The following is a 14445-nucleotide window of genomic DNA, read 5'->3' as shown; positions in this document are numbered from 1 at the left end:
GATGATTACTCCTATGCTGTAAATGACATTCGATCGTTTAATCTTTCGACGGAGTCGCTAAAAGATAAGAAAAAAGCGCCTCTGCTATAAGCAAATCCTCAGGTAAAGTCACTTTTATGTTGCGACTCTCCCCCATCACTAAATCAGGCTGCCAACCGACCCATTCCATCGCAGAGCACTCATCGGTAACCACCACATTTTGTGCATGGGCTTTTTCTAATGCATTCAGCAACGCCTGAGCAGGAAACTTTTGCGGTGTTTGCGCTAACCAAATGTGCTCACGCTTTAATGTTGTTTCAACCTGCTGAATATTGATCCGTTGTTGTTTCACCGTTTCTTTCGCTGGCATCGCCAAAATAGCGCCCTGTGCAGAGCGATGCTCGATAATACGATTCAATGCAGTTTGGCTTAACAGCGGACGCGCGGCATCATGCACCAAAACATCTTGTTCAAGATCACCAGTCAAATCCATAAGATAACGCAACCCCTGCTGAACGGTATCGCTGCGCTCTTTTCCACCAGCATAAAATGTAACACGATCGTGCTGGCACCATGTAGACTGGCGCCAATAAGTATCGCCGTCACTGATTCCGACCAAAACGCCCGCGACGTTTAAATTCGATAAAAAAACATCAATCGTGCGATCTAAAATAGTGCCCCCAGCAAGCCGCAAATATTGTTTAGGACAATTCGCTTGCATCCGCTGACCAATGCCGGCCGCAGGAATAATCGCCCATAAGCCTTGGCTCATTTTTTATTGACCATACGATAAAACACCTCGCCTTCTTTTATGTATTGAAGCTCTGTACGAATGTGTTCTTCCACGGCCTCTTCTCCTAAACGAAGGTCATTCACTTGCGCTCTTAACGCTTGGTTTCGATGTTTTAAACGCAGGTTAATACGCTCCTGGTAGGCTATTTGCTTTGCCAGCTCTTCTTGACGCTTAATGCCCTGCTCACCAAAGTACAGATGATAGGATTGATAGCCAATGGCACAGACAAAAAAGACCAATAACAAACGCGCCATAACACCCTCAATGACCGAAGAAAAATACACGCCCTATTATCAAAGGAAATGAATAAAAAAAATATAAAAAAAGGGAGAACTAAGTTCTCCCTTTTTCAGATCAAGGCAAAATCATGCCTGACCTTTGATCTCAGAAAGACCTTTATATGGCGCTTTACCACCCAGTTGCTCTTCAATTCGTAGCAATTGGTTGTATTTCGCCACACGGTCAGAACGGCACAAAGAACCCGTTTTGATTTGACCCGCCGCCGTACCAACCGCAAGATCGGCAATCGTCGCATCTTCTGTTTCACCAGAACGGTGAGAAATAACCACCGTGAAACCAGCGTCTTTGGCCATTTTAATCGCAGCCAAGGTTTCGGTTAAAGAGCCAATTTGGTTGAACTTGATCAAGATTGAGTTCGCAATACCGTTGTCAATACCACGCTTTAAAATCTTAGTATTGGTTACGAACAGATCGTCACCCACTAATTGGATTTTATCACCCATGAGTTTTGTCTGGTGTGCGAAACCATCCCAGTCAGACTCGTCAAGACCATCTTCGATAGAAACGATTGGGTATTGCTTCGTTAGATCTTGCAAGAAAAGGTTGAACTCTTCTGAAGTGAATTTCTTACCTTCCCCTTTAAGATCGTAGATATTGGCTTCTTTGTCGTAGAACTCAGACGCCGCACAATCCATCGCTAATGTGATGTCTTTACCCAGTTCATAACCCGCCGCGGCAACCGCTTCTTTAATAACCGCAAGTGCTTCGGCATTAGAAGACAAATCGGGTGCGAAACCACCCTCATCACCAACCGCAGTACTTAGACCACGATCGCTCAATACTTTTTTCAGCGCATGAAATATCTCAGCGCCGTAACGTAATGCTTCACGGAAGTTTGGCGCACCAACAGGCTGAATCATGAATTCTTGAATATCAACGTTATTGTCTGCGTGCTCGCCACCATTGATGATGTTCATCATTGGTACAGGCATCGAATAAACGCCTGGCGTTCCGTTGATGTCTGCAATGTGAGCATACAATGGGACTTTCTTAGAGGTCGCCGCCGCTTTCGCCGCCGCCAAAGACACCGCTAAAATAGCATTGGCACCAAAGGTAGATTTATTTTCAGTACCATCAAGATCGATCATAATCTGATCAAGATCGGCTTGTGCAAGCGCATTTTGGCCAATCAAAGCGTCACGGATAGGACCATTTACTGCGCCAACGGCTTTTAATACGCCTTTACCAAGATAACGACTTTTGTCGCCATCACGTAATTCTAGCGCTTCACGAGAACCCGTAGAGGCACCAGACGGTGCACATGCAGAACCAACAGAACCGTCCGCTAGAAACACATCGGCTTCAACGGTAGGGTTACCACGAGAATCTAAAACTTCTCTGGCTTTGATATCAACGATCTGACTCATAACAAACCTCTTAAAATAAATGAAACATCACAAACAGTCCGTTTGCTCAACTTATTTTTCTTTTCCTGCGTATTTCAATGCCGCATGAACAAAGGCACTGAACAGGCCGTGTCCATACCTAGGTGTTGACGTGAATTCAGGGTGGAACTGACAAGCCACAAACCATGGATGATCTGCAATTTCTATCATCTCAACCAAAGAATTATCTTCTGAACGACCAGAAATCGTCAAGCCAGCTTCTTCCAACGCACTCACATAAAAGTTATTCACTTCATAACGGTGGCGATGGCGCTCTTTAATAACCGCTTTACCATAAGCATTAAACGCTTTCGTGCCTTCGGTAAGATTGCAGTTTTGCGCACCAAGACGCATCGTTCCACCTAGGTCGGATTCCTCTGACCGGATTTCTTTGGAACCCTCTGCATTGGTCCATTCTGTGATCAGACCAACAACTGGGTTCTCTGCTTTTAAATTAAACTCGGTGCTGTGTGCACCCGCTAAATTTGCCACATTTCGGGCAAATTCAATAACGGCTACCTGCATCCCCAAACAAATACCCAAATAAGGCACCTTGTTTTCACGAGCATATTGGGCCGTTGTTATTTTACCTTCTACACCACGCTCACCAAAACCACCTGGCACTAGAATCGCATCCATGCCTTTTAGACATTCAGTGCCTTTTTCTTCAATGCTTTCAGAATCGATGTAATGCAATTTCACCTTAGTACGCGCGTGAATGCCAGCGTGATCCATCGCTTCAATCAGGGATTTATAAGCGTCCAACAGCTCCATGTATTTACCAACCATGGCGATGTTCACTTGCTTCTCTGGATTCAATTTGGCTTGTGTGACTTTATTCCAAATCTCAAGATCAGGCATATTGCAATCTAAGTTGAAATACTCAACGATTAAACTGTCCAGCCCTTGGTCATTCAACATTTGTGGAATACGGTAAATCGTATCAGCATCTGGCAAGGAAATAACCGCTCGCTCTTCCACACTGGTAAATAAGGCGATTTTTTTACGTTCGGGCGCTTCGATGGATACTTCAGAACGACAGATAAGAATATCAGGCTGAATACCAATTGAACGCAACTCTTTGACAGAGTGCTGCGTAGGCTTAGTTTTGGTTTCACCGGCAGTGCGAATATACGGAACCAACGTCAAATGCATGAACAAAGCACGACGTGGGCCTAACTCTACTTTTAACTGACGAATGGCTTCTAAGAAAGGTTGAGATTCGATATCACCAACCGTACCACCGATTTCTACCAAGGCAACATCCGCACCTTCGGCACCAGAAATAACACGGCGTTTGATTTCATCTGTGATGTGAGGGATAACCTGAACCGTTCCACCAAGGTATTCACCACGACGCTCTTTTTTAAGAACATGTTGGTAAACGCGACCACTGGTGAAGTTGTTACGTTTGCCCATCTTAGTGGAAATAAAGCGTTCGTAATGACCGAGATCTAAGTCAGTTTCAGCACCATCTTCGGTAACATAGACTTCGCCGTGCTGGAAAGGACTCATGGTGCCGGGATCCACATTGATGTAAGGATCCAGCTTTAGCATGGTGACTTTTAGACCACGAGATTCTAGGATAGCGGCCAAAGATGCGGCTGCTAAGCCTTTACCAAGTGATGAAACCACACCACCTGTAACGAAAATATATCGTGTCGCCATGAGTGTTTAACCCGCCTTAAAATAGAAAAAAAAGAGATTTGAAGACACTGATGATTACGCCTTCTGGACGGGGGAAAATAATAACATCGCAACGCCACTCACTCAATGTAAAACACGGCTGTTTTACATTGAGTGACAGATTAATCACCCTATGGATAGAGGAATTACACAGCCTTACAAGTCCAACTCTAATACAGGCGTTAGGGCGCGCGAACAACAGGGCATTACTAACTTACCAGCCTGATGCTCTTTGTCTGTTAAAAATACGTCTCGATGATCGGGCACACCAGAAACAACGCCCGTTTGGCAGCTGCCACAAACGCCTGACTCACAGGAAACGGGCACAAACACACCATGTTTATCCAACACCTCAAACATGCTTTCATCCGCAGCAACATGCAAAATCTCACCTGTGCTATGAATTTTAATTTGAAATGCGTCGTTGCCTTCACGATGTTCATTCAAGGCGGGAGCAGAGAAAAACTCGCGGTGCAAACAATCCTCCGGCCATCCCAGCGCACGAGCTTGCTGTAATACCTCCTCAATAAAGCTGGCAGGGCCGCAGATATACAGCACTGCCCCTTCCGCCTGTCCAGACAACACCCTCGACACCTCCATTCGACCCGACTCAGCCTCTTGGCTAAAATGAAAGTGCATGTTATCTGCAAAAGAACCGTTCTTGAGAGCGGCGGTAAAAGCGGCGGTTTCAGACGTTCTACCACAATAATGAAATTCAAAAGATTGTCCTAAATGACGAAGCTGCTGCGCCATCGGCAATAACGGGGTCACCCCAATACCACCCGCAATTAAAACGCTGTGACGAGACCCTCCATCAACCAGAGCAAAGTGATTTTTAGGCGCACTGATGAATAAAATGTCGCCAATTTTCAACTGATGCACCTCTGCAGACCCTCCCCGTGAGTGAGCATCTTTTAAAACTGCTATCTCATAATATTGCGCCTCTACTGACAACCTGCACAGGGAATATTGGCGAATCAAGCCACTGGGTAAATGCACATCAATGTGTGCGCCAGCTTCAAAGAATGGTAATGCCCCCCCATCCTCACTCCCCAACACCAACCGCACAATATCACGGGTTTCTTTGACTACGTTTTTAACCACAACAGAAATCATGCATTACTCCCAACTCAAAAATCGATTTTTTTTGCCCACTAAAATGACACAGTTTGAAGGGGAGCTATTGTTTGAACCGACACATTCGCGGCATTTTCTTTCGCAATAATGCGATCAATAATGCGTCGAGATTGCACACCGCCAGCGTCAATATCCAATTTCAATAAAGGATAATCTGGGAAAGCCAGTAAGTTTTGCTGTTGACGCTCTAACACCTCCAAGTCTTCGGCAAATATATTCCCCTGCCCTTCTCGAATGGTCTCAGTCAACGCCTGATCATCTGGTTTGAAATTACGCGCCATGCCCCAGAAATACCAAATCGACGTTTCTGTTTCTGGCGTAATAAAGTCTACAACTGTGCTGCTGGCTTTTTTGTCGGCCGGTGCATCAAAGCCGCCGTTGCCGGCATGAGCAACCCCCACATCAATCATCACATGAGAGGGCGGAGTAAATCGGCAAATCTGCCAACGGTCCACCGGCACTTCGTCTGCCAAACCATTACCACGTAACGCCGCCTTCCAAAATGGTGGCGCCATAATATTGTCCATGTATCGTGTTGTCAGAACTTGTTCGCCTTGAACGACAGTGGATACAGGGGACTCGTCGATTTCTTTTTGACCAATACTGCTCGCATGAACATAGGTTTCATGAGTCAAATCCATCAGATTATCGATCATCAAACGGTAATCGCAATTAATGTGATACAAACCACCACCGTAGGCCCATTCTGGATTGACCGCCCACTCTAAATGAGGAATCAGCGCTTTATCCGCTAGAGATTGATCGCCCGGCCACACCCAAATAAAGCCATAACGCTCTTCAACCGCATAAGATTTCATACAGGGAAAGCCCTTAACACGCTGCAAAGGCATCTCTTTGGTTTTGCCATCAGCGCCCATTTTTAAGCCGTGATAACCACACACCAAAAGACCGTCTTCGACATAACCTAAAGACAAAGCGGCCCCACGATGAGGACAAAAGTCCAACACCGCAGCAATCTCATTTTTGTGGGAACGATAAAAAGCAATGCTCTCTCCACAAACCTGACGACCAAGAGGCTTACTGCCCGCCACCTCTTCGGCCATAGCGGCTACATACCAAGTATTTTTAGGGTAAGTTGGCTGATTCATGAACTCTCTCCTGCTATTATTTTTATTTAATTGGATCCAATATAGTAGATTTTAAACGTAAAACAAGAAAACTATATTAAAAATGGATCCAATATAACCATAATGAATACGATATGTCTGCGATATAATCCACACCACCGGCTTACTACTGGATCCCATCATTACTTTCTGACGAGGATTTCGCTATCATCAATGTTTCAACCACTAACAAGGCAACCGTGATGAGCAAACCAGGACAGCAGGTCATTGGGCGTTTGCGACAAATGATTTTGTCTGGCGAACTGGCCTCTGGACAACGTCTTGCTGAAATCCCCACATCCGAACAGCTTGGCGTATCACGAACTCCCATACGCATAGCCTTTCGAACATTGGAACAAGAAGGATTACTAACCAAATTATCGGGGCGTGGCTTTATCGTCCGACAAGTGACTCACGCCGAAATAAGTGGCGCAGTGGAAGTAAGAGGGGTACTCGAAGGGCTGGCAGCAAGACAAGCGGCCGAAAATTCACTTTCAACATCACAAAGCAATGAGCTGCAAGCGTTACTACAACAAGGCGACACGCTCTTTGCTGATGGCCGTATCAATGAAGAAGACCTTGCGCAATATCACGATATTAACCAGCGCTTTCACCACATTATAATTGAAGCCAGTCAAAATCCCGCCATCACCATCGCCTTAAGCCGCAATGAACATTTGCCTTTTGCCTCAGTCAGCGCTCTGGTTTTTGATCAGCGTAATTTAGCATCAGAATTTCGACGTTTTAACTTTGCTCATATGCAACATCATGCGGTTTTTGACGCCATCAAAGAAGGCAAAGGCAGCCGAGCAGAGGCCATTATGCGAGAACATGCCAATGCTACACTGGGTTACGCAAAAACATTTTCAGAAAGAAAAGAAGATAATGACACATTGCATGTGATTAATGGCTCAGGGTTGCGTTCAAAAAACACACCGACCAACCCGCACGACTAACCCAAGTGCGCATTACCAAGCGGCACTTCCAAATAATTGCCTGTACCAACAGGCTGGCCAACCATTTCGTCGTAAGCGCTTTTATGACACAGCACCATTGCCCCCACGGTTTTATCTTTGAATAAGGTTTGCAGCTCCAGCTTGTTATGACTGGTTAAAAACCGCCCTTTCCCTGTTTGGATATACTCTTCTTTACCGTCAATTACCACGGACAACTGGTACAAATTGGATTCCAATGAATGCAGTTTAACCTTATCTACGTGGGTCATTTTCTTTAAGTCTTTGAGTAGCATGAGAGAACACCTCGGTTGTTTTATACTATTACGCGTGATGCCATTACTCAGTTCACTGCAATTGAGCATGACCCGACGAAATACATGCGATAAAGTACACACCACAACACCGCTTATCAATTAGGAAGAAACATGCCTGCATTCGACAGCCTCAACGGCTTCGCACACTCTGCTGATGTGCCAGTGGCGCTCGACAAAATACACCAAGCACTAAACCAACCAAAACGTACATTAATTGGCCTAACAGGTGGCCCAGGCTCTGGGAAAAGTACATTGGCAAGCCATTTACATCAATGCCTTTCAACGCATGCACAAGAGCAAGTAATATGCCTTTCCATGGATGGCTTTCACCTTTCAAAAGCTCAACTGCAGGCCCTTCCGAACGCGGAAGATGCCTTTGCTCGGCGAGGCGCCCCTTGGACATTTGATAGCGAAGCGTTTATAGCGCGCGTTAAGAGCATCAAACAAGCGTATCAACAAGACCGTATTTTGTGGCCCAGCTTCGACCATGCCCTTGGCGACCCCATTGAAAACGATCAGAGCATTCACCAAGACATCAAGGTGGTATTAATAGAAGGCCTCTATTTACTGCATCAACAGGATGGATGGCAGGAGTCAAAAGCCCTATTCGATGAGCAGTGGTTTTTGGACGTTCCCGTTGAAATCGCGATTGAGCGCTTAGCAAAGCGCCATATGTCCGTGTGGAAATTCAGCCATGAACAAGCCATGGACAGAATTAAACAAAGTGATGGTCTGAACGCAGCATTGGTTGCCGGCTATCAGCACCACGCCGATTGGCAACTAAAGGTATAGATAAATAGGATCTCGTACTAGATCACTAAAAGGGGTAACGAAAAGAACCATTAGAAGAGCAACTACAAGGGCAATGAAGGGTCTAAGCTCCACTCAATCTGACCATGCCAGTCAGGATGCCGCCACAGGTCACCAATTGCAACAAGAACATCTCCTTGAAACACATAAGGGAGATGCTCACGCCACCAGCTTGGAATCTGTTGATCATTGAGCCATTTTTTCAGTTTGCGCCGATGCCCGTTTGGCATGATCAAACTGGCCCCTTGAGGTCGTTGCCGCAGCTCGCAGCACAGACAGTCTTGTAGCAAAACCGTATCAAAGGGACGCCTCAATAGGTCGCCGCTTTTCAGCAAGCCCAATAGCACTGGCTGATCCGGCGGCAATACATAGAGTTCATTTTGGTGACGCATGAGACGCCCATAAGAAAACACCAGGGTGGGCTGTTTATCTTCTGTACTGAGAAACATCTCATCAATACTGATTAGCTGACTGTGCAGCAAGGACACCCCCCAGCGCGATAAAAAATAACGCAGCCAAAAAAGCCGCTCATCATGAGGCCGATCAACAATATGGCGCAAAGGCAGGCTACCATTTTGGCAACACCAAACATCGAGCTGCTGATCAGCAAACATCGCCAACATCGTATAATCCGTTGCTACTCGTTGCGCGGTGGACCCGACACTTTGCATCATTTGAGGAAAGCGTTGCTTTAATGTAGGCAGTACACTTTGACGTAAAAAGTTACGCGTAAAACGTTCGTCTTTATTAGACTCATCGCTAATCCACTGCAAACCATGCTGAAGCGCGTACACTTCTATGCTCGCTTTATCTACTTGCAACAAAGGACGAATCAAGGTGGCATCGCGCTTAGCCAAAGCTCGTTGATAAGGAATACCAGACAACCCTTTCCCACCTGTGCCTCTTAACAATCGAAACAACACCGTTTCGACTTGATCGCCGGCATGATGGGCAAGCAATAGCGCATCGCCCTCGCCCATTTCTTGCTGGAACGCACAATAGCGAGCGTTTCGAGCGGCATTTTCAAGCGACGCTTGATCGTTGACAGACACGTGTTTTGATACAAAACACACGCCCAGCCCATGACACACAGCAGCACAATGAGCCAGCCATTCATCAGCGTGCTCGCTCAAGCCATGATGAACATGAATCACGCCTAATGCGCGCATTTGCTCCCTATTGAGTTGCGTCACTAAAGCATGCAACAACACATGAGAGTCCACTCCACCACTAAAACCGACCCAAATACGATGGTATTGAGCAAATACAGCGTCTATCCACTCAGAGCAAAAACATAACGGAGAAGTGGAAAGTATAGGACGAAGGGTCGACAACATATCAATCACAATAAATAATTAATTAACAAAAAAGCCCCCTAAAAAGGAGGCTCTTTACACAAAACGCAGCTTACAAGCCGTAAGACATTAGGCGCTTGTAACGACGTGCCAACAACTCTTCTGTTGTCAATGCTTCCATACGATCCAAGGCGGCAATCACATTCTGTTTATAGCTGTGCGCGATGTCTTCATGTGCAATATGTGCCCCACCCAAAGGCTCAGGAATAATAGTGTCGACTAATCCCAGCTCTTGCAAACGTGACGCCGTAATACCCATAGCTTTTGCGGCATCCGATGCACGATCCGCACTTTTCCACAAAATAGACGCACAACCTTCCGGTGAAATAACGGAATACGTGCCGTATTGCAGCATCATAAGCTCATCACAAACCCCAATCGCCAATGCACCGCCAGAACCACCCTCACCAATTACGGTAGAAATGATCGGTGTTTTAAGCCGTGACATCACCGCCAAATTAAAGGCAATCGCCTCACTTTGACCACGCTCTTCTGCACCGATTCCCGGATACGCCCCAGGTGTGTCGATTAGCGTCACAATGGGCATATTAAAACGCTCGGCCGTTTCCATAAGACGCAGTGCTTTACGGTAACCTTCTGGACGAGGCATACCAAAATTACGAAGGACTTTCTCTTTTACTTCACGACCTTTCTGGTGACCAATCACCATCACAGGGCGACCTTCTAAACGTGCAATACCACCAACAATGGCACGATCGTCTGCGTAGTGACGATCTCCGTGCATTTCTTCAAAATCCGTAAAAACGTGTTTAATGTAGTCTAATGTATATGGGCGCTTTGGGTGACGTGCTAATTGAGAAACTTCCCATGCCCCTAGGTTACTAAATAGACTTTTTGTCAGGGCTATTTTTTTATCTTCAAGGCGGCTGATTTCATCGCTGATATTCAGCTCGTTATCGTTACCGACTAAACGTAACTCTTCAATTTTTTGTTCGAGTTCAGCAATCGGCTGTTCGAAGGGGAGATAATCTAAATTCATGTTTAATTACACTACTGTTTGGTTGCCATCAAATTCAAAGACAGAAGGCCGAAGCCATTCGCTCTACAGCTCTGTATAAGCGTGTCTCTACGTCAAATTTCATTGCGAAAGTAATAAATGAGATTAATTATACACTAACTGAACATTTTGTTTACCGTATTGTTTCTGCAGTTGGTGAATTAATTCGTCCTCGGGTCGAACTTTCCAACTCGCCCCCAAACGAATATCACCGCAGGCTTGAGCCGCATCAAAGCTGACCACCACATCACAACCGTCACCACGATATGACGCCATATGCCGCGCTAAGGTTTGAATGTCCTCGGGGGTGACCGTCTCGGATGTCCACGTTATTCGCAGCGCTTCAACGTACCGAATCCTTGCTTGTGCAATATCAAGAATATTTCGCGCGATGACTTTTTGCCCGCCACGAAATTCATCCACCGTAATCTCACCTTCCACCACAACCACTTCATCTTTCACAATGGCGTGTTTAAAACTGTCGTAATTGTCTGGAAACACCGTAACTTCAATGCGAGCGGAACGATCATCTAAGGTCACAAAGGCAATATTGCCGCCTTTTTTGCTTTTCGTAATACGCAAATCAACAATCAACCCTGCCATAATTTGCGTATCGCCACGCTTTGGTTGTAGATCAACAATCTTTGCACGAGCAAAGCGACGAATCTCTTTTTCGTATTCGTCAATGGGGTGGCCAGTAACATACAAGCCCAAAGTGTCTTTTTCACCATCTAAACGCTGACGCCCAGGCCATTCGTGCTGAATGCCGACGTCTTTGTAGGCGTCTTCCGTATTGTCTTCAACCGCGATGCCGAATAAATCCATCATACCAGCGTCTTGGTTTTTTGCATCTTGCACCGCTCTTTTAAGCGCTTCATCGATACATGCAAACAAGGTCGCGCGATTTGGTCCTATGCTATCAAACGCACCGGAGCGCACTAAAGCCTCCATCACACGCTTATTGACCTTACGACCGACTCGCTGACAAAAATCAAATATATGCTCAAAAGGCCCTTCTTTACGCGCCTCAACAATGGCTTCAATAGGGCCTTCACCCACCCCTTTAATGGCACCAAGGCCATACACAATGGCGCCTTTAGGATTCACCGTAAACTTGAATACCGATTCATTGACATTGGGTAATTCCAGTGCCAATTTCATTGAGCGACATTCCTCGATGAAGATAACAATCTTATCGGTGTTCTGCATATCGGCTGACAACACCGCCGCCATGAATGGCGCTGGATAATGGTTTTTCAACCACGCGGTTTGATAAGACACCAAAGCATAGGCGGCAGAGTGTGATTTATTAAAACCGTAGCCCGCAAACTTTTCCATCAAGTCAAAAATATTACCGGAAAGGTCACGGTCGACATTATTTTTAAACGCCCCTTCCATGAAAATCAGACGCTGCTCCGCCATGACTTCGGCTTTCTTTTTACCCATAGCTCGACGCAACAAATCGGCGCCACCCAAAGAGAATTTCGCCAATACCTGAGCAATCTGCATCACTTGCTCTTGGTACAAGATAACGCCATAGGTTGGCTCCAACACGGGAATCAAATCGCTGTGCTGGTAGTCAGAATGAGGGAACGACAGTTCGGCTCGACCGTGTTTACGGTTGATAAAGTCATCTACCATGCCGGAGCCCAACGGACCCGGACGATACAAGGCCACCAAGGCGATAATATCTTCAAAACGCGATGGCAACAGCTTTTTGATCAGCTCTTTCATACCGCGAGATTCCAGCTGGAACACCGCGGTAGTTTCAGCACGCTTCAGCAAATCATAGGTAGACTTGTCTTCCAAATCGATCAGCGCAATGTCCAATGGTGGTTTGCCTTCGAGCGCATTGATCGCGTCGATGTTTTTCACCGCCCAGTCCACTACCGTCAGAGTTTTCAACCCCAAGAAGTCAAACTTAACTAAACCGGCTTCCTCAACGTCGTTTTTATCGTACTGAGTCACCAAACCCGAGCCGTCTTCTTCACAGTACAGCGGAGCAAAGTCAATCAATTTGGTTGGCGCAATCACCACACCACCGGCGTGCTTACCAAAGTTACGCACCACGCCCTCTAGCGAAATCGCCATTTCCATGACTTCGGCCGCATCTTCATCACCGGCCAGAAACTCGGGCAGCGCCGGCTCTTCCTCAAGGGCCTTTTTCAGCGTCATTCCAATTTCAAACGGGATCAATTTCGACAATTTATCGCCCAAGCTGTAAGGCTTACCCTGAACCCGCGCCACATCACGCACCACGGCTTTTGCTGCCATGGCACCAAAAGTAATAATCTGCGACACCGCATCGCGACCGTAAGTACGAGACACATAGTCGATTACGCGGTCACGATTCTCCATACAGAAATCGATGTCGAAATCAGGCATGGACACCCGCTCGGGGTTAAGGAATCGCTCGAATAGCAAATCGTATTCAAGCGGGTCAAGATCGGTAATTTTTAACGCGTAAGCGACTAAAGAGCCTGCACCAGAACCACGACCAGGCCCTACTGGTATGTCGTTGTCTTTTGCCCACTGAATAAAGTCCATTACGATCAAAAAGTAACCTGGGAACCCCATTTGATTAATAATGGTTAATTCAAAATCCAATCGATCCCAGTACTCTTGTCGACGCTTTTCAATGCGCTCACCGTATTTTTTCGTCAAGAAATCAAAACGCTCTTTTAAGCCCTCGTAAGACAATTGGCTAAAAAAGCTGTCCATTGTCATGCCGTCTGGTACGGGATAGTCCGGCAAAAAGTACTTACCTAATAACACATCCACGCTGCAACGTTTGGCAATTTCTATCGTGTTCTCTAGCGCTTCGGGAATATCGGCAAATAGTGCTTCCATCTCGTCAGGCGTTTTGAAGTATTGCTCTTCAGTGTAGCGGCGCTTTCGACGAGGGTCGTCCAACGTCACCCCATCATGTATGCACACCCGAGCCTCGTGGGCTTCAAAGTTTTCCCGTTTTAAGAAACGCACATCATTGGTTGCGACTACGGGGCAGCCCAACGCTGTCGCAAGCGGCACGACCGCATGTATGTAGCTTTCTTCACCGGCGCGACTGGTACGTTGCAACTCGACATAAAAGCGATTCGGAAACACAGACATCCAATGCGCTAAACGTATTTCTGCTTGATCTGATCGGCCTTTTTGCAACAACAAACCCACGTCACCAAAGCCCGCACCAGACAAAGCAATAATGTCGTCGCTGCAATCTTCAATCCATTCTCTTTGTACAATCGGACGGCCTTCCGATTGTCCTAACTGATACCCTTTGGAAATAACATTTATGATGTTTTTATAGCCCAGATTGGACATAGCCAATAATGTCAGGCGATAACGCGACCCTACTTCGTCGTCTTCGGCCACCACCACATCGACACCACAAATTGGCTTAATGCCTTTTTCCATCGCGCCTTTGTAAAAACGCACAAAACCACATAGGTTATTTTCATCGGTGACGGCAACGGCTGGCATCGACATGAACTCTGTCGTACCAAGCAAGCCTTTGATTTTGACCAAGCCATCCACTAAAGAAAACTCAGTATGTACTCGTAAATGTATAAACGATGCGGACATGCT

At 46.3% G+C, this 14445-nt stretch carries 12 protein-coding genes; 2 read left to right on the top strand and 10 right to left on the bottom strand.

What is annotated here, in order from left to right:
• Positions 1-37 precede the first annotated feature (37 nt).
• The 6 genes from ispD to FXV75_RS04415 form a co-directional block, all read right to left on the bottom strand.
• On the bottom strand, positions 38-751 hold the full coding sequence (gene ispD / locus FXV75_RS04440; protein WP_148831371.1) for a 2-C-methyl-D-erythritol 4-phosphate cytidylyltransferase: 714 nt from the start codon (positions 749-751) through the stop codon (positions 38-40).
• Positions 748-1026 carry a septum formation initiator family protein gene (locus tag FXV75_RS04435; RefSeq protein ID WP_148831370.1) on the bottom strand — a complete coding sequence of 93 codons (279 nt, stop codon included), beginning with the start codon at positions 1024-1026 and terminating at the stop codon, positions 748-750. Before FXV75_RS04435 ends, ispD begins: the two co-directional genes overlap by 4 nt.
• 111 nt (positions 1027-1137) lie before the next feature.
• On the bottom strand, positions 1138-2439 hold the full coding sequence (gene eno, locus FXV75_RS04430) for a phosphopyruvate hydratase (RefSeq protein WP_148831369.1): 1302 nt from the start codon (positions 2437-2439) through the stop codon (positions 1138-1140).
• A gap of 51 nt (positions 2440-2490) precedes the next feature.
• Positions 2491-4125 carry a CTP synthase gene (locus FXV75_RS04425; protein ID WP_148831368.1) on the bottom strand — a complete coding sequence of 545 codons (1635 nt, stop codon included), beginning with the start codon at positions 4123-4125 and terminating at the stop codon, positions 2491-2493.
• A 174-nt stretch (positions 4126-4299) separates the two neighbouring features.
• Positions 4300-5259 (bottom strand): PDR/VanB family oxidoreductase, encoded by a 960-nt coding sequence (locus FXV75_RS04420; protein WP_148831367.1) that lies wholly within the window; start codon positions 5257-5259, stop codon positions 4300-4302.
• Between the two features lie 38 nt (positions 5260-5297).
• On the bottom strand, positions 5298-6389 hold the full coding sequence (locus FXV75_RS04415; RefSeq protein WP_148831366.1) for an aromatic ring-hydroxylating oxygenase subunit alpha: 1092 nt from the start codon (positions 6387-6389) through the stop codon (positions 5298-5300).
• Between the two features lie 221 nt (positions 6390-6610).
• On the opposite strand from FXV75_RS04415, the gene FXV75_RS04410 reads away from it, so the two are divergent.
• A complete protein-coding gene (locus tag FXV75_RS04410) occupies positions 6611-7363 on the top strand; it encodes a GntR family transcriptional regulator (RefSeq protein WP_148831365.1) in 753 nt (250 codons plus the stop codon).
• Here FXV75_RS04410 and FXV75_RS04405 read toward each other — a convergent pair.
• The gene (locus FXV75_RS04405; RefSeq protein WP_148831364.1) at positions 7360-7656 is read right to left on the bottom strand and encodes a DUF6482 family protein; all 297 of its coding nucleotides are present in this window, start codon (positions 7654-7656) and stop codon (positions 7360-7362) included. The genes FXV75_RS04410 and FXV75_RS04405 overlap by 4 nt on opposite strands.
• Before the next feature lie 132 nt (positions 7657-7788).
• On the opposite strand from FXV75_RS04405, the gene FXV75_RS04400 reads away from it, so the two are divergent.
• The gene (locus FXV75_RS04400) at positions 7789-8469 is read left to right on the top strand and encodes an AAA family ATPase (protein WP_148831363.1); all 681 of its coding nucleotides are present in this window, start codon (positions 7789-7791) and stop codon (positions 8467-8469) included.
• A gap of 62 nt (positions 8470-8531) precedes the next feature.
• Here the strand turns inward: FXV75_RS04400 and tilS are convergent, their stop codons facing one another.
• From tilS to dnaE, 3 genes are all read right to left on the bottom strand, one after another.
• A complete protein-coding gene (gene tilS / locus FXV75_RS04395; protein ID WP_148831362.1) occupies positions 8532-9824 on the bottom strand; it encodes a tRNA lysidine(34) synthetase TilS in 1293 nt (430 codons plus the stop codon).
• Positions 9825-9894: 70 nt separating this feature from the next.
• On the bottom strand, positions 9895-10842 hold the full coding sequence (gene accA, locus FXV75_RS04390; protein ID WP_148831361.1) for an acetyl-CoA carboxylase carboxyl transferase subunit alpha: 948 nt from the start codon (positions 10840-10842) through the stop codon (positions 9895-9897).
• Between the two features lie 123 nt (positions 10843-10965).
• A complete protein-coding gene (dnaE, locus tag FXV75_RS04385) occupies positions 10966-14442 on the bottom strand; it encodes a DNA polymerase III subunit alpha (protein WP_148831360.1) in 3477 nt (1158 codons plus the stop codon).
• Positions 14443-14445 lie beyond the last annotated feature (3 nt).

The organism is Marinomonas sp. IMCC 4694 (assembly GCF_008122525.1).
Taxonomy (GTDB): Bacteria; Pseudomonadota; Gammaproteobacteria; order Pseudomonadales; family Marinomonadaceae; genus Marinomonas.
The sequence above is the reverse complement of the archived record's forward strand: the minus strand, read 5'-3'. Positions and strand labels throughout refer to the sequence as shown.

Excerpts from the sequence above, each read along its gene's own strand:
- ispD (WP_148831371.1), bottom strand. The coding sequence starts at position 751 with ATGAGCCAAGGCTTATGGGCGATTATTCCTGCGGCCGGCATTGGTCAG.
- FXV75_RS04435 (WP_148831370.1), bottom strand. The coding sequence starts at position 1,026 with ATGGCGCGTTTGTTATTGGTCTTTTTTGTCTGTGCCATTGGCTATCAA.
- eno (WP_148831369.1), bottom strand. The coding sequence starts at position 2,439 with ATGAGTCAGATCGTTGATATCAAAGCCAGAGAAGTTTTAGATTCTCGT.
- FXV75_RS04425 (WP_148831368.1), bottom strand. The coding sequence starts at position 4,125 with ATGGCGACACGATATATTTTCGTTACAGGTGGTGTGGTTTCATCACTT.
- FXV75_RS04420 (WP_148831367.1), bottom strand. The coding sequence starts at position 5,259 with ATGATTTCTGTTGTGGTTAAAAACGTAGTCAAAGAAACCCGTGATATT.
- FXV75_RS04415 (WP_148831366.1), bottom strand. The coding sequence starts at position 6,389 with ATGAATCAGCCAACTTACCCTAAAAATACTTGGTATGTAGCCGCTATG.
- FXV75_RS04410 (WP_148831365.1), top strand. The coding sequence starts at position 6,611 with ATGAGCAAACCAGGACAGCAGGTCATTGGGCGTTTGCGACAAATGATT.
- FXV75_RS04405 (WP_148831364.1), bottom strand. The coding sequence starts at position 7,656 with ATGCTACTCAAAGACTTAAAGAAAATGACCCACGTAGATAAGGTTAAA.
- FXV75_RS04400 (WP_148831363.1), top strand. The coding sequence starts at position 7,789 with ATGCCTGCATTCGACAGCCTCAACGGCTTCGCACACTCTGCTGATGTG.
- tilS (WP_148831362.1), bottom strand. The coding sequence starts at position 9,824 with ATGTTGTCGACCCTTCGTCCTATACTTTCCACTTCTCCGTTATGTTTT.
- accA (WP_148831361.1), bottom strand. The coding sequence starts at position 10,842 with ATGAATTTAGATTATCTCCCCTTCGAACAGCCGATTGCTGAACTCGAA.
- dnaE (WP_148831360.1), bottom strand. The coding sequence starts at position 14,442 with ATGTCCGCATCGTTTATACATTTACGAGTACATACTGAGTTTTCTTTA.